Annotated in this window: 14 protein-coding genes; 2 read left to right on the forward strand and 12 right to left on the reverse strand. The window is 50.8% G+C overall.

Going from position 1 to position 15,979, the window contains the following annotated elements; genetic code table 11:
• Positions 1-11 precede the first annotated feature (11 nt).
• On the reverse strand, positions 12-1,247 hold the full coding sequence (locus tag AC0YNX_RS27570) for a GNAT family N-acetyltransferase (RefSeq protein WP_475818919.1): 1,236 nt from the start codon (positions 1,245-1,247) through the stop codon (positions 12-14).
• Positions 1,248-1,360: 113 nt separating this feature from the next.
• Between AC0YNX_RS27570 and AC0YNX_RS27575 the strand changes: the two genes are divergently transcribed.
• Positions 1,361-2,056, forward strand: coding sequence for an LbetaH domain-containing protein (locus tag AC0YNX_RS27575; RefSeq protein WP_475818920.1), 696 nt, complete (start codon positions 1,361-1,363; stop codon positions 2,054-2,056).
• Between the two features lie 56 nt (positions 2,057-2,112).
• Here AC0YNX_RS27575 and AC0YNX_RS27580 read toward each other — a convergent pair whose 3' ends face one another.
• The 11 genes from AC0YNX_RS27580 to AC0YNX_RS27630 all read right to left on the reverse strand — a co-directional run bounded on the left by AC0YNX_RS27580 (position 2,113) and on the right by AC0YNX_RS27630 (position 14,517).
• Positions 2,113-2,415: a hypothetical protein gene (locus AC0YNX_RS27580; protein WP_475818921.1), complete on the reverse strand. Its 303-nt coding sequence runs from the start codon at positions 2,413-2,415 to the stop codon at positions 2,113-2,115.
• Positions 2,416-2,553: 138 nt separating this feature from the next.
• Entirely contained in the window at positions 2,554-3,192 is a 639-nt protein-coding gene (pgmB, locus tag AC0YNX_RS27585; RefSeq protein ID WP_475818922.1) for a beta-phosphoglucomutase, read from the reverse strand.
• Between the two features lie 12 nt (positions 3,193-3,204).
• Positions 3,205-4,455, reverse strand: coding sequence for a glycerate kinase type-2 family protein (locus tag AC0YNX_RS27590; RefSeq protein ID WP_475818923.1), 1,251 nt, complete (start codon positions 4,453-4,455; stop codon positions 3,205-3,207).
• The gene (locus tag AC0YNX_RS27595) at positions 4,452-6,116 is read right to left on the reverse strand and encodes an alpha-amylase family glycosyl hydrolase (RefSeq protein ID WP_475818924.1); all 1,665 of its coding nucleotides are present in this window, start codon (positions 6,114-6,116) and stop codon (positions 4,452-4,454) included. The genes AC0YNX_RS27590 and AC0YNX_RS27595 overlap by 4 nt, the downstream gene beginning before the upstream one ends.
• 18 nt (positions 6,117-6,134) lie before the next feature.
• On the reverse strand, positions 6,135-8,393 hold the full coding sequence (locus tag AC0YNX_RS27600) for a glycoside hydrolase family 65 protein (protein ID WP_475818925.1): 2,259 nt from the start codon (positions 8,391-8,393) through the stop codon (positions 6,135-6,137).
• Positions 8,390-9,421: a Gfo/Idh/MocA family protein gene (locus AC0YNX_RS27605; RefSeq protein ID WP_475818926.1), complete on the reverse strand. Its 1,032-nt coding sequence runs from the start codon at positions 9,419-9,421 to the stop codon at positions 8,390-8,392. Before AC0YNX_RS27605 ends, AC0YNX_RS27600 begins: the two co-directional genes overlap by 4 nt.
• A gap of 28 nt (positions 9,422-9,449) precedes the next feature.
• Positions 9,450-10,241 (reverse strand): sugar phosphate isomerase/epimerase family protein, encoded by a 792-nt coding sequence (locus tag AC0YNX_RS27610; protein WP_475818927.1) that lies wholly within the window; start codon positions 10,239-10,241, stop codon positions 9,450-9,452.
• A 12-nt stretch (positions 10,242-10,253) separates the two neighbouring features.
• Positions 10,254-11,306: a zinc-dependent alcohol dehydrogenase gene (locus tag AC0YNX_RS27615; protein WP_475818928.1), complete on the reverse strand. Its 1,053-nt coding sequence runs from the start codon at positions 11,304-11,306 to the stop codon at positions 10,254-10,256.
• 29 nt (positions 11,307-11,335) lie between these two features.
• A complete protein-coding gene (locus AC0YNX_RS27620) occupies positions 11,336-12,175 on the reverse strand; it encodes a carbohydrate ABC transporter permease (RefSeq protein WP_475818929.1) in 840 nt (279 codons plus the stop codon).
• A 14-nt stretch (positions 12,176-12,189) separates the two neighbouring features.
• Entirely contained in the window at positions 12,190-13,059 is an 870-nt protein-coding gene (locus tag AC0YNX_RS27625; protein ID WP_475818930.1) for a carbohydrate ABC transporter permease, read from the reverse strand.
• 138 nt (positions 13,060-13,197) lie between these two features.
• Entirely contained in the window at positions 13,198-14,517 is a 1,320-nt protein-coding gene (locus AC0YNX_RS27630; RefSeq protein WP_475818931.1) for an ABC transporter substrate-binding protein, read from the reverse strand.
• A gap of 359 nt (positions 14,518-14,876) precedes the next feature.
• On the opposite strand from AC0YNX_RS27630, the gene AC0YNX_RS27635 reads away from it, so the two are divergent.
• On the forward strand, positions 14,877-15,917 hold the full coding sequence (locus AC0YNX_RS27635) for a LacI family DNA-binding transcriptional regulator (protein ID WP_475818932.1): 1,041 nt from the start codon (positions 14,877-14,879) through the stop codon (positions 15,915-15,917).
• Positions 15,918-15,979: the final 62 nt, after the last annotated feature.

Here is a 15,979-nt window from a genome sequence, read left to right on the forward strand (position 1 = left end):
TGATCGCAAGGTTAAAATTTGTCCGCTATATACCAGAAGATCGGAAGCGGAAACCAGCCTGCAGGGATATGCGCTCTATGTTCCCCCGCCCCCAGGTAACGACCATGCGGCGTAAGCAGAAGCGTCTGAGCTTGCTTCCTGTCCAGCTCCAACGCACCGGGCTTAGCCGTCCGTTCGACCGTCACGCCATTCTCATCCACCCGCGCTGTAACAGGCTGACCGTCCAGCACCGCAGAGAACTCGCCTGACGCAAGTCCAATTGTCTGATGCTTTAGCGTCAAATAAGCTTCCAGCACGCGAGCGAAGTCGACGATATGGTACATGTCGGACGTTTCAATCGCATAATTCTCTGCGAAGCTGCTTAGAGAAGCGTTCAGCTCCGTCTCATATTCAGGGGCATAGATGGCAATCCAATCGGCTCCCGAGTGTGCTAAATATGCCTTAACCGCACGCGGAATATCAGCTGCATTCGCCATAGCAAGCTCGGTAATCTCCTTGCCTGTTTTGCTGACAACCAAGTATCCGATCAGCTTGTCCTTATCAAGCACGCCAAGCGGTTGCTGCTCTAGACCCGTGAAGATGTCCGACATCTGCTGCGCATCGCGCCGGACGAACGAAGGCCTCGCCTCGTTCAGCTGCTGCGCAAAGGCTGCCGCTCCTTCAATCTCGAACAGCGGGCGGATAGACAGTCCCTCTGTGTTCACTTCGCGCAATGCATGGCGAGCATTGACTTCTCCCACCGAGTACTTGATCTTCACCCCTCCGAGCGTAAAATCAAAATACTCATAGCGCTGCCGCTGTCCGTACAAGACGAGCATGTCGTACGAAGCAGGTGCTTCTTCCAGCCACTTGTTCATGAGCACTTTCATATGTCCTTCTCCACGGGCCCTCGGGTGCACCGACACAATGCCCAAGTATCCGACCCGCAGTGGGAAGCCGCCAACCTGCATCGGCTCCGGATATACCGCAACCTGTGCGCGCAGCCTCCCCCGCTCATCGGCGGCGACCATGTGCATGCCCGAAGAGTCAATGTCCTTGCTATATACTTTGGGCAGTATGGCTTCGACATCAATCTTAAAGGCATAGTTGGCTAAATCTATATATTCCTCGCGTTCATCCGGTCTTGCCATTCTGTACTCCAGCACGATACTCTTCTCCCCTTTAACTTCGATAACATAACCATCTACATTATACAAAAAAGCAACAGCTGCAAGATGGCCAGACCCATAATGCTGTACATTCGACAAATCACTCGGTTCCTCTTATGCAGCCTCCAACAGCCTATATGGATGTGACCAATGCCCAATATGCCGAATACCTTGCTTAATAAGCCTAATATGGTTTGCGAGGAGATCAAGGCATGAAGAAGATATTTAAGGTCTGGAAGCTGCCCAAAGGGCCGCTCAATGCATTCGTGCGCTTCATTGGACCGAACCCAAGAACATCCGTTAATCCTGTCGAACGATCCCCGATTATACGTGAAGGCGCCTTCCTAAGCCCGTTTACGAGCGTAATTGGCGATGTCACCATTAACAAAGGCGTCTTCGTCGCTCCGAGTGCCACTCTTCGGGCAGATGAAGGCTCGCCCTTCTCCATTGGCGCAAACACGAATATCCAGGATGGCGTCATTCTGCATGGACTAGCTCATGAATATGTTCAGGTTGGCCAGGCTCGGTATTCCATCTATATTGGCGAGAATGTATCCATCGCCCACGGCGCTCTTATTCATGGCCCTTGTTTAATCGAGGATGATGTATTCGTCGGATTCAAATCCATTATCTTTAATGCGACTGTCGGCCGCGGCTCCTTTATCTCCATGGACGCCGTCGTGACGAATGGCGTTCGAGTTGCGCCTAACCGATTCGTTCCGCCCGGAGCGCATATCGATACGCAGGCGAAGGCCGACTCGCTGCGCAAAGTGCCGAAGAATGATCAGGAATTCGCTCGTGAAGTCATCCGAGTCAATCGCGAATTCCCTCCGTCCTATAACGCACAATTCGGTTCGCATCGATGCTCGTGCGGGATCCCGTATAATCATTCGTGTCTGTTGAAATAAAATCAAAAAAAATACAGAGCAGCGGTATCTTGCTTACCGCACTCTGTATTTTTCCATTAAGCAAATTCCCCGATATCATGCTGGCCGACAATAAGCTTCGCCGGTTCCAGATATACTCTAGTCGTGACGGGCTGCGTGATCAGATCGATCTCGATATCCGCAACCTGGTAACGAGCGATCTTGCCTTCCCTTCTGTCATAGACGACATCAAACTCTTTCAAGCCCAATTGATGCGTCACGACGGAGGAACCGATCGACAAGGCAGCCGTCTCGTACCCCCCGTGCTCGAATAAGACTTCCGAGATAATTTCATCATCCATATCCACAATCTTAACCCGCTGGCAAAACTGATAGTGCATTCATGAACCTCTCCTTCCAAGTCATAGATGTCGATGAATCTGAGCGTTTCATTCGTGCCATACTATACTTTTATCGGATGATTCAGGTTGCCTTTTAAGAACAAATGATCATTTAACCGCAGCTGCCCGCGATATGACTTACTTCAACAAAGAAAGAATATCTGTTACATCTTTTAATCGATAGGTTGATTGCTCGTAGTCTCTCGCATCACTAACCGCAATGCTAATCATGCCCGCCGCATTGGCAGCGTCGATGCCAGAGATTGCGTCCTCTACGACTGCGCACGCCGCCGGCTCTAGACCCAGCTTCTGAGCAGCCAGCAGGAACACTTCCGGATCCGGCTTGCTGCGCTCGATCTCGCTGCCATCCGCAATGGCGTCAAACGCATCGGTTAGCCCGATTTTCGTCAGGATCAGCTTGGCATTACGGCTCGAGGAGCCAATCGCAGTCTTAATATTGCGCGCCTTCAAACCCGCTAGAACCTCAAGAACGCCTTCGAGAATATGCGAGGCATTCAGCTCCGACAGATACTCCACATAGTAACCATTCTTCTTGGTGGCGAGTGCGACTTTCTCTTCTTCGGAGTAGCTCTTGCTCGCCCGCTCCAAAATAATCTCCAAGCTTTCCATTCTGCTCACGCCGCGAAGACGGTTATTAATCGTTTCGTTAAACTCGATCCCCTCTTCATCGGCGATCTTCTTCCAGCCCAAATAATGAAAATGATCCGTGCTTACGATTACGCCATCCAGATCAAATATGACACCTTTGACATTCATTCCTTACACCTCTCACTTGCAAAGTAACACGATGACATCGTTCACATTCGTGCCTGTCGCGCCAATCTTTATTAAATCGCCGCTCGCTTGCAGCGCATGGTATGCATCATTGTTCGCCAGATGCTGAACCGGATCGATCCCATTCGCTTTCATCCGCGCGATCGTACCGCCATCCACGATACCTCCGGCAGCGTCCGTCGGACCATCAGTACCATCAGAACCAAGGGAAAGCAGGAGGATGTCGTTCAAGCCATCCATCTCCAGAGCCGCTGCGAGAGCCACTTCTTGATTGCGCCCGCCTTTGCCACTGCCGACAACCTTCACAACGGTTTCACCGCCCGCGATAATCGCGCATGGCTTCTGAAACCCGAGTGCCGATCCGCTCGTCTGCGATTTCCCGATTGCGGCCATCATTTTCCCGACTTCCCGCGCCTCGCCGGTCAAGGTTGAAGCAAGAATGTACGGCTTATATCCGAGACGTTCGGCCTCCGCTGCCGCCGCTTCGCATAGATACTTCACGCTTCCCGTCACGACGGTCTCGCAGTTGTCGACTTGCTTCGGCGTCTCTTGCGTCAAGGCTTCAAGGACAGCAGAGCCGAACTCCAGCTTATACTTCCGGACGATCTCGAGCGCTTCTTCCGAAGTGGACGTGTCGGCGCATGCCGGACCGGAAGCAATCGCATCCAAGCGGTCTCCAACCACGTCAGAGAGGACAATGGCGAAGATCGAAGCCGGCTCGCAAGCGATTGCGAACCGACCTCCTTTCACCGCCGACAGATGCTTCCTGATCACATTCATCTCCACGATGTCAGCGCCAGAGAACAACAAGCGCTCCGTAACATCCATCAGATCCTGCAGCGTGAGATTGCCAAGCGGTTTCTCGAATAACGCTGAACCGCCGCCCGAGATGAGGAAGATCACTTCTTCTTCCAGGGACATATCGGCAACGAGCTGCAGCACCTTGGAGGTGCCCATAATCGAGTTCTCATCGGGAATCGGATGCCCCGCTTCAATAATCTCGAAACGATCGATCGGCCCCTTGGAATGGTCGTGCTTCGTGATGACGATGCCTTGCCGGATGCGCTCGCCTAGTACCTGCTCGGCCGCTTGCGCCATATTCCAAGCGGCTTTCCCGATTGCCACCACGACAACTTGCTTCGTCGTCGGCCTGTCGCTTAACGCCTTAATGACCGCAGCCTCAGGCAGTACAGCCTGAATAGCGCCATCAATGATTTGGTAAGCTTGCTCCCTTAGGCTGCTCACTTGGAGGCAACTCCCACCCAGTGATACCCAAACGGTTTCACGACATAGACGCCATCGACAGCTTGTCCTGTAATAAGATCCGTTCCGCTCAGACCAGTATCGACAGACACCTCTTCGCCCGATACGTTAACCAGTACGAGAATTTGCTGTCCTGTCTCTTCATTCGTGCGCTTGATGGAGAAGATCCGGTCATCCAAGTAAACGACCTGCTGCGCAGCCTGAGGAGCGAATGCGGATTGTTCGCGACGCGCGCGAACCAATTCGCTCATCTGCTCGAACACCGCTTTTCTCAGCGTATCGCCTTGAAGCTCCTCGAGTATCGTTCCCTTGTCCAGCTTCGCCCGGTTAATCCGGCGGTTGATGCCCGAATCAATTGCCGCTTGGCGGTCATTGCGAGAACCTAACAGGCTGTGAATATAGATCGCTGGCACGCCGGCAAGCGAGAGCAGAATCGCATGGGCAGCAAGCTGCCGCTTCGCTCTAATCGCATCGGAATCCTCTGGAGCAGAGAGAGCATCCATATAGTTGATGTTGAGCTCGTAAGGACTCTTCGTTCCGTCCCCATTGTCGCGGTAGTTCACGAAGCCTCCGTGCGCAAGCACCTTCTCCACCATCATATCGCGCTCATCGAGGGTAAGAATGCCTTCCGTCGGTCTCATGCCAATGCCGTCATGGGATGCGAGGAAGTTGAAGAACGTCGTATTCCCAGGCGTCGGCTCCAAGGACAAGGAATTCGCCCAGTCCATTAGCTTGCGGGCATTCTGCTGGTAGAACGAGAACAACGTCAGCGGAGGCAGCGGGAACTGATACACCATATGCGCTTCATTGCCGTCGCCCAAGTAACTGATATTATCCTTATGAGGCACGTTCGTCTCGGTTATGAGAATCGTCCCCGGAACAGCGATATCCAGGAATTCGCGCATAACTTGAACGAGCATATGCGTCTCATCCAGGTGCATGCATGTCGTGCCTAGCTTCTTGTACATGAATCCAATCGCGTCCAGTCGAATGAAACGGGAGCCCTTCTGCGCATACATCGCGAGGATATCAAGGATCTCCAGCAGCACCTTCGGCGATTCAAAGTTCAGATCAATCTGGTCGGCGCTAAACGTCGTCCATACATGCTTCTTGCCAGAAGCTGTGTCCACTTCTGTGAGCAGCGGAAGCGCTCTTGGGCGAGTAACAGACGAATAATCCAGCGCTGGGTCTGCAACGATGAAATAATCCTTATACTGCGCATCGTCTTCCAAGAAACCCTTGAACCACGGGCTGCTTGCCGATGCATGGTTCACAACCGCATCCAGCATCAGGTCGAAATGCTCGCCAAGCTTCTCAACATCATTCCAGTCGCCTAGCTCCGGATCGATGACGCGATAATCGACAACCGAGAAGCCGTCATCTGACGTATACGGGAAACACGGCAAAATGTGCACAGCCGTCACGCCGCTATTCACGTCATTCGCCAGAAATTCATCCAGCGTCTGAAGCGGCATTTGGCCAGGACTGCGAAGGCTATCGCCATACGTAATGAGCATAACTTCATCTTGCGTAACCCACGATTTCTGCATCTTGCTGTCTTTATATTTAGCGAGCAACTGCTCGATACCTTGCATAACCTCAGGAGCTTTATCTCCATATATCTGTTTAATCTTGTTCTCCATGGTTTCCCTCCACTGCACTTAACAGTATTCGATTTCAAGTGATTGCGAAGTCTCTCCTTGCAGCACATACGTCTGCCCGTTGCACACGACAGACAGCGGCTGCTCGGAGGAAACGCTTCTCTCTACCAGGATGCGGTTCTTGTCGATCGTGAACCGAATCTCTTCATTCTGATACATGAATGGGAAGCGAAGCTCGCTCCATACTTCCGGCAATTGAGGGCGAATGCGCAGCCCCTTCTCTTCCACCGTTACGCCGCCGAAGCCTGCAATGACGGACAAGTAGATCGCGCCAAGCGATGCGGCATGAATGCCATCCGTGCAATGCGCATTTTCCCCCAAGTCGATACGTGCGCCTTTCTCGAAGCACGCGTAAGACTTGTCCACTTCACCGAACTGCAAGGCCACAATGCTGTGCATGCACATGCTCAGCGACGAATCGTGAATCGTCTTCGGCTCATAATAGTTCCAAGTAGCCTCTGCCACTTGCTCGCCGAACAGATGAGGCAGCACATAGAGCAGCATGACCGCATCGGCTTGCTTCAAAATTTGCATGCCAACCACTTCGGCACGCGTGTAATCTTGCAGAATCAGTTGTTTGCCCGGCGCCGCCCGATACTTCTCCAGATCGATGATCGGTTTCGCCAGGAAGCTGTCATCCTGCGGAATAACGCCTGCTTCCGTCGGCTCCGGCAAGTACAGATGGTCTACGAAATCCCGGAATACCGCTTCATCGCGCTTGTCTGCCTCGTACTCTGCCATCTTCTCTATCGTCTTGGATACCACATGGCGGACCAAGTAGTTCGTATACGCATTGTTGTCGATATGCTCGGTGTACTCGTCGGGTCCGATCACATTATTGATCGTATAAGGCTTCTTGCTCTTATCCGCCCGGCTGACCCAGAAGCGCGAAGCTTCCATGAGCATCTCCACGCCCATCTCGCGCATAAAGGAACGATCTCCGGTCGCTTTCTCATATTCGAGGATACTATAGGCAATATCGGCGACAATATGATGCTCCTTATCCGCCGAATGCACGCGTTCCCTGGTACCGGTCTTAATGTTCATTGCCGCAAACTCCGGCGTTTCCTCTTCTCCGGTCAAGGCGCTTTCCCACGGGTAGAGCGTACCTTCCCAGCCATTACGCTTGGCCTTTTCCTTCGCCTTGTCGCGCACACCGAAACGATATTCAAGCAGCTTCTTGGCTGTTTCGGGCGCGTTATACAGGAAGTAAGGCAGCAAGAAGATCTCCGTATCCCAGAACACATGCGCTTTGTAGCCTTCCCCGGTCAAACCTTTGGCTCCGATCGAGAATCGGTTGTCATGCGCCGGCGCCATAATATTCAAGTGATACGCCGCGAAGTTAATCGCCAGCTGATCGAAATTATGCTCGCTCTTGATCGTGATGCCAGAGCTCAGTCGGCGGGCTTCTTCGCTCTCGCGTAGAAGTTCCGCGTAGCTCTTCGCCTCGATGTCCTTGAGCAGGCTCAGATTGTGCGCTCTTGCTTCTGCCAGATCATAAGCATCGATGTACGCGCGATCCAGCGATGACGTCACGACCGACTTCTTCGTGAGGACAAGCGTGCTCGATTGCTGAACATCTGCCTTATAGGCGACCATCAGCTTTCTGCGCTCGGATATAAACTTGCTTTCGCCATCCGTATTGCTTGACAGCATGCCCGCGAAGATGACATCAATCCCGCTTTGCGTCGTCTGCTGAGTAACCTGCATGTATCGGTTCTCGAATACACGCTTCTCCGTCTCGTGCATGTTCTGCGTGCCCGAATTCGTCATTCTGCCGTTCGTTCCGGTATGGACAAGCACCTTGCTATCAGCCGTCTCCGGCGTAATTTCCACTTGGCTGACGATGGCATGAAGCAGCTGCTGCGATACGAAGCGACGGAACACGATTCGATATACGCGGCCGCTGACGGACTCCCAACGGATGTCTCTGACCAGCTCGCCTGTATCGAAGATGAGCGAGCGGCTATAGGCGAGCAACTTGCCTTGGTCCATCCGGAATACGTCTCCATCCAGCTGAATGTCGAACTGGATCACATCGGCCAGATTCGGCAGTTCTGCGACTTCAAGCTGACTGTCCTTGTTATATGTCCCTGCTATATAGAAGCCTCGGATGCTGCCCGTATAGTCCTCTTCATAGGAGCCTCTAATTCCTAAGTAGCCGTTCCCTTGGGCCATCAACGTCTCAGCTCTGCCAATCGCGCCCCGGTCAAAGCTCGATTCAGTAAAGCGGTCTACTTGCGCTACATGTCTAATCATAAAGTTACAACTTCTCCCCGCTCGGCGGATTGGTAGATTCCATCCAGAATCCGCTGCAAATAGTAGCCTTCCTCGGCCGTTGCAATCATCGAATCCTCGCCCTCGCATCTTGCTAGAAACCGCTTGATGCTGCTCTCATGATTGCCCCGTTCATCGAGGAATGGGAACGCCGTGTCTGTCAGTTCTCCTTCCACATCCCCGAATATCTCAAGCGGAAACACCGAAGCTCCTGCCTCGCTGCCTCTCAGCCATACATTCATTACGCTTTTCTCTTGTATATTCAGGGCAAAAGAAGTTTCCAATGTCAGCGAAGCGCCATTCTCGAATTTCAAGAACGCAAACACTGCATCTTCCACTTCGAATGTATCGGGATTCCAGCTTCCTAGCGTACCTCTATTCTTCTTCGTCGCGATTTCACAATAGGCGCTTGCCATAATGGAGGTCACCTTCGGGTAACCCATCAAGTAAAGCGCTGTATCCAGCATATGAACGCCAATATCAATAAGCGGTCCGCCGCCCGTCATGCCTTTATTGGTGAAGCTCCCCCAACCAGGCACGCCGCGTCTGCGCAACGCATTTACTTTGACGTTATATATATGACCAAGCTTGCCTTGATCGATCTGTTGTTTCAGGAAATCCGTGTTAGCCGAATGTCTGTGATGCAGATTATAGGCCAGCACCAGATTATTCGCCTGTGCCAGTTCCATCATTTCACGGGCTTGTTCGCTATTGATGGCCGGCGGTTTCTCGCACAACACGTGACTGCCATGCCTAAGCGCTTGCATCACCGTCTCGTAGTGAAACTTGTTCGGAACGCAAACCACAACAATATCTGGTTTGCGCTCCTGTAACATCGTTTCCACCTTGGTGTAGTAATGCGGAATCTGATACTGCTTCGCCTTGGCTCTGCCGGTTTCCTCACTTGTCGTCACGATTGCCGTAATTTCGTAATCGCTGTGCTTGCTGAACTGAGGATAATGTACCGTTTCAAAAATATTGCCTGTCCCGACAATGGCGATCGTCTTCATGCTATCTCTCTCCTAATTTATGAGGCTTCTAATAAAGCTGTTTCATCTGGGAGATCGAGTCGGCGTAAGCTGCAAGATGATTGTCGCCGCGTACCCGGCACTCGTAGACGATAACGCCATCATAATTCAAGCTTTTTAACGTTTCGAAGTGATGCTTGAAATCAATCGAGCCCGAGCCCGGCTGGAATCTATGGTTATCCGCAATATGAACATGCTGGATCAAGTCCCGGTGCTTGCGGAACGATGCCGAAATATCGTCTTCTTCGATATTCATGTGATAGAAGTCGCCAATAATCTTCACGTTCGTGAAGCTGCCTGCCTCGATGACGTCCCTTGCATCCTGAATGGTATTCATCATGTGGTCCTGATAACGATTGAGCGGCTCCAGATAGATCTCAATGCCGCACTCGCGCGCAACCGGATCGAGCGCTTCAAGCGATTGAAGAATCGCCTTCGTATCGCCTTCCTTGCTTCTCGGAGATACCATCGGCGGAAGCCGGAACGTGAACATGCCCCATGCCGCTGGCACAACGACGCCTTTACCGCCAACTTCCCGCAGCGCGCGAATGATCGCCTTCAGATCCTCGACGCCATTAAGACGCTTCTCTTCAATGAAGTCGCCAATCCAGCCTCTGTAGCCGCCACACGCCGTGACGACCTGAACGCCTGTCTGCTTGATTGCTTCCTTCACTTGATCGAGATTCTCGACGAGCGCCTTGCCGTCAATCTCGAATACATCAAACCCGAGCTCCTTGACCTGCTTGAACTTCTCTATAAAGTCGGCGGGGAAGAAATCTTTATCTTGAGTTCCGAATCGCATTTTCTCTACCTCCTAGAACTGAACGCCCATTTTGATGCCCAGCTCTGGGTTTCTATCTACATATTTCTCGAACGCTGGCGCCGCTTCTTCGAATGGCACGACTGGGTAAATGATATCGTCGCAATTCAAATAGCCGCTCATCAGCAATTCCCAGCACGTTTCCTCAATGCGCTTACGATCCCAGCGCGGATAATCCGGATTCGGTTCGCTAGACGCTCTGGAGAAGATAAGCTTGGCATTATTGAAATGCGCTTCTCTGCCGAAGTTCAAACCTTCAGGGAACGGCTTGCCGAATGCGATGTACGAGATCGTACCGCCGTAAGCCAGGCCTTTCAGGGAAGCTTGCAGCGAGCTGACATGACCGCTTGTCTCGATAACGCTGTCGACGCCTTTCTTGCCTGTCAGCTTCTTCAGCTCCAGACCCACGTCGCATTTGGTCGGGTCGAGCGTGAAGTCCGCCCCGTGCTTCTTCGCAATGTCGCAGCGATCCTGAATCGGATCAATCCCGATTACGATGGATGCGCCTGCACGTTTGGCAAGCTGCACCGCAATTTGACCGATAGCACCAAGTCCGATAACCGCAACGAAGTCGCCAGCTCGCACGTTGGCATCGCGAACGCCCCCGAGCGCGAATTGCGCTGGATCGTAGCATACGGCGTTCTTGTACGAAGCGCCTGCAGGCACCTTGCGAAGCTTATAGTTATTGACCGCATTGATGATCTGCGTCTCCCGAATCGAGCCGTAGCTGCACACGATATCGCCAATCGCGAACTCCGTAACCGCGCTGCCGCATTCCACGACTTTGCCGACCCACATGTTGCCAAGGTTCATATCACCGAACTCAAGCCCGCTTACCGTGCCTGCTTCTCTTGGCATGAACATTTGCCACTCGGCGTTGTACTCTTCCTCTGCAAAAGGACTGATGCCTCTGAAGTCGACAATTTCGGTGCCGTGCTTAGGCGAGGCGAAGATGACCTCCGCCTTGATTTCGTTCTCTTTCACAACGGGATCCGCGTATTCTACCAATGCCGCCACTCTTGGCGCTGTCGCTACTAATTTTCTCATGGTTTTCCCCACCTGCTTCGAGTGATTTTTTAACCTTTGACGCCGCCTTCTGTTGCTCCGCTCTTAATGAATCGTTCGCTAATGGCGTACAAGATGATGATTGGCAGCGACGTGAACAACGATGCCGCCATCATGCGGCCCCATACGTAATCCGGCGTGCTGAATAATGTGTTGAGTCCAATCGGCAACGTGAAGAGCGTAGAAGAACTTAATAACGTTGATGCAAAGATATAGTCGTTCCAAGCGATCATGAACGCGTATACGAAGACCGACACGATGCCGGAGATCGAGAGCGGAATGATGATTTTGTAGACAATCTGCACTTTGTTCAAGCCATCGACCGTTCCGGCTTCTTCAATCTCCGCCGGGATCGTATCGAAGTAGCTCTTCAGCATGAACACGCAAGTCGGCAGCGTCTGGACGACCATCGTCACGATAAGCGCCGTTCTTGTGTTCGTGAGGCCAAGCGAAGAGATGATCTTGAACAATGGAACAACGAGCAGAATGCCCGAGAACATATATACAAGATAGAAGCTCTGATTGATCGTCGTCCGGCCCATGAACCGCAGCTTGGACAAGCTGTAGCCGCCGAAGATACCTGCCAGCACCGATACTGCCGCTGATATCAGCGCGATCACAATACTGTTATTGAAGTAATCGAGGAACGGGAAGATCTTCGGATTGAAAATATCCCGGATGTGATCCATCGTAATGTGTTTCGGGAATATCGTCGGCGGGAACTGAATCGCTTCAGCCGTAGGTTTGAGCGAAACCATCAGCATGATGAAGAACGGAAACAGGATACCCGCCATAAACAAGATCAACACGGTATAGAACACGATGCTGTTAAGTTTTCTCTTATTTTTCATGTCAGTATCCTTTCCTAAGCCTGTTTGGCAAAAGCACTCTTGCGAAGCAACAAAATGAAGCCGAAAATGACGACAAACAGCGTGATCGAGATAGCTGCCGCCTTGCCCAGATCGTTGACAGCGAATGCTGATTCATACAGGTAAACACCGAGTACCGGTACACGCTGGGTGAGCAGATACACCTCGGTAAACATGTAGAATACCCAGATGGTACGAAGCGTCACGACCGTGATCAGTACAGGCATAATTTCAGGTACTGTAATGTGGGTGAACTTCTTCCAGAAGCCGGCGCCGTCGAGGCTCGCCGATTCGTAGTATGACTTATCGACCGTCTGAAGAATCGCATAGAACGTCAGGTACGCGTACGGGAAGAACTTCCACACACTAAATAGAACAACGACGACGAACGAATACTTCGGATCATCGAACCAGAGCGGCGCTACTTTGAAGATGTGCAGCTTATCCACCAGGATGTAGTTGATGATGCCATATACATTATTGAACATGTATTTCCATGCAAAAATAACCGAGATCGAAGGGACGATGTATGGCAGCAGCACTAGCGCAAGGCAGAGCCGTTTGAATTTGAAGTCGCGATTAAAGAAGATCGACACAGCCAAACCGATGGCCGTGCTAAGTAAAACGACCAACGCCGTGAAGCCGACCGTCAGCAGAAACGATTTGTAAAACTCCCAATCCGTCAGAATGCCCGAGTAATTATCGAAGCCGATAAACTCGCCGGCCTTCTTCGGATTGAGCGGCACTTTCTGAAAGCTGATAATGAAGTTTCTAATCATGGGGTATCCGATTAGAAGCAGAATCAGCAGTATGCTTGGTAGCAGGAACGCGTACCCGAGCAAAGCATCTTTTTTATTTTTTCCCATTGAAATTCTCCTTATTTCTCATAAGGTATGAGCAGAAAAGGGTGCCATCATGAACTGGTGGCCCCTTTTCTTCAGATTGTTTTTTTAATCATGAACAGGAACGAATCACTTACTCTTACGCTTACTCTTTATGCTTGATTAATTGATTTTCTCAATTTCTGCTTGAGCTTTCTTCAGCTCTGAATCAACATCCGCTTTCTGAATGATGATGTTGTACACGCAGTTGCTGACGATTTTCTTGCTTGTCACGTCACCCATGTTCAAGAAGTTCTTGCCGTTTACGGATCCGAACAGCTTCAAGTTCGCGAACGCGCCGCTGATGTCTTGCGAGATCGGCTCGTAAGCTTTCAGAATGTCGTTATTCAGGAATTCCGGATTGCTTGCCACTTTCTTCAGAACCGGTTGCATACCGCCTGGCGACATGTGCAGCCATTTGATGTTGTTCTCTTCATTGAGCATGAAGCTCGTGAATTTAACCGCAGCGTCCTTCTTCGCATCGCTGATATCAGCTGCTACGCCGATGCCTGTGATGTTACCGAATGCCGCTTGTTCTTGCTTCGAAGGAACAACGAAGCCTAGATCGGCCGCTTTGCCGGCATCATAGACAGAACCGAGAATCCACGTCGAGTAAATCGCCATTGGCGCCGCGCCGCTCATGAATGCGTCTTTTACTTCCGGTACGTCGTTCGAGCCTGGCATCGTATATTGAGACAGCTCTTTATAATATTCCAATGCAGTCTTCATCTCTGGCGTATTGAAGTTCGCTTTGCCGTTCTCATCGAATACGTTCGCCCCGTTGGAAAGCGCGAATTGGGAGAATGCTTGCTCCGTGAACTCGGTATTAGCAGTCGGGAGCGCAATGCCGTACTTCTTCTTGGCAGGATCATTGAACGCTTTCGCTGCCGCGAGGATATCATCCCACGAGGATGGCGCCTTCAAGCCTTTTTCTGCAAAAGCTTTCTTGTTGTAGAAGATACCTTGCACCCAGCCAGCCATTGGAACAGCCGTGTAGCTTGCGCCGTCTTCTGTTTTGAGCGCATCCAGTGCACCTGCATAAATATTGTCTTTGCCAATGCCGTCGATAATCTTGTTCGTTGTATCGAGGTCAAGGAAATCATTCTTGGCGAGCAGCTTCGCCATGTCTTGCGTCAGCTCCATCGTTTCAGGAAGCTTGCCGCTGCCGCCAAGCGCCGTAATCTTCGTTTGATACGAATCTTCATCGACAGGCACTTGCTCCACAGTAATGTTCGGGTTGGCTGTATGGAACGCATCAATCATCTTTTGAATCAGTTCCACACGGTCCTGCTCAACCATGGAATGCATGAATTGAATTTTCACGTTCTCTGCTGTACCGCCACCGCTGTTGTTTCCTGCGGACTGATTATTATTGCTTCCACAACCAGATAATCCGCCAACAATAATGGTTGCACCTAACGCTAATGCTGCGACCTTTTTCATTCTCCTGCACACCTCTTCGTCTTGTTTTATTGGTACCGATACCAAAAGTAAAAGATCCATTGCGAAAAACGTTGTCGAAATTTGACGAAGGTCAACTCTTTTCTGGATTTTTAAGGAAATATTATGCGGAAAATGTCGATTTATCGTGTCCGCATCTCATTTCGGTCGAATTTATCCGTCACTTTTCTACGTTTCTCGTGGAAACGGTACCACGATTATATCAAAACTATTAACTTTTGCAACCGCTTCTCAAAAAACGCGTAATCCCTATAGTTTTCCTAACAATTGACGTTGGACTTTATTTGATGATCGTAGTAAATTACTTACTATACACCTGTTTTTCATGAAAGGATTTTGTCATGCCTAAGCCGACTATCCAGGATGTAGCTGCACTTGCAAAGGTTTCTGTTTCAACCGTTTCCAGAGTGCTTAACGACCATCCAGCAGTTTCAACAAAGGCTCGTGAACAAGTACTGGAAGTGATTAAATCACTGAATTACCAGCCCAACAAACTAGCTAGAAGCTTGTCCTCCGACGGGTTTGACGCGATATTGATTTGTTATGCAAGATCGTCGAAATTTGCCGTGGACAACCCATACTTTAATATCATTGTTAACTCTATCGGTGAAGTTGCAGAGGAGCATGGCTTCGATCTTATCCTGCAATCCAGCACCGATCAGCAGCAAGAAGTCTCCAAGACGCTCTCCATGATTGCGGACAGGCTGATCAAAGGCGTCATCCTGCTGAGCTCGCGCGTAGACGATAAATTGATTGACGCCTTAGGAAACACGGATATTCCTGTAGCCGTTGTCGGAAAATATGTAAACAAGAATCATTTCGACAATATTTTCAGCGTAGATACAGATAACTTTAAGGATTCTCTGGACGCTTGCCGGTACATGATCCGAATGGGACATACCAAGATCGGCTGCATTCACGCGCCAAAGAATCATTATGTCTCGTTAGACCGCATAAGCGGAATATCCACCGCACTTCAAGAATATGATATCGAGTTGGATGAGGATTTATTCGTGGATGGCGGGCATACCGTGGAATCCGCTTATGATGCCGCCCTTCGGCTATTGTGCGTCCGGCAGGATGTGACGGCGATATTCGCCACAGACGATATTAAAGCACTCGGCGTATACCAAGCAGCCAGACAACTTTCAATCAGCATTCCCGATCAGCTTTCCGTACTCGGATATAATGACTATACGTTCTCCAAGATGCTTACGCCTCCGCTAACATCAGTGAAGGTTCCTGTATACGACCTGGGAATTGTGTCGGCAACCAAGCTTTTTGCGATGATCAAGAAGGGGCTTCCCGAAGCGAGCTGCATGCTCCCGACGGAATTGAAGATCCGTACGAGTGTTGCGGCCAAGTCAGGGGAAATGGCCTAGCCTATAAACAAAAAAACAGAGCAAGGGAGATATTCTCACCTGCTCTGTTTTTGATTTTATGC

It is taken from the genome of Paenibacillus sp. J31R98 (assembly GCF_056269245.1).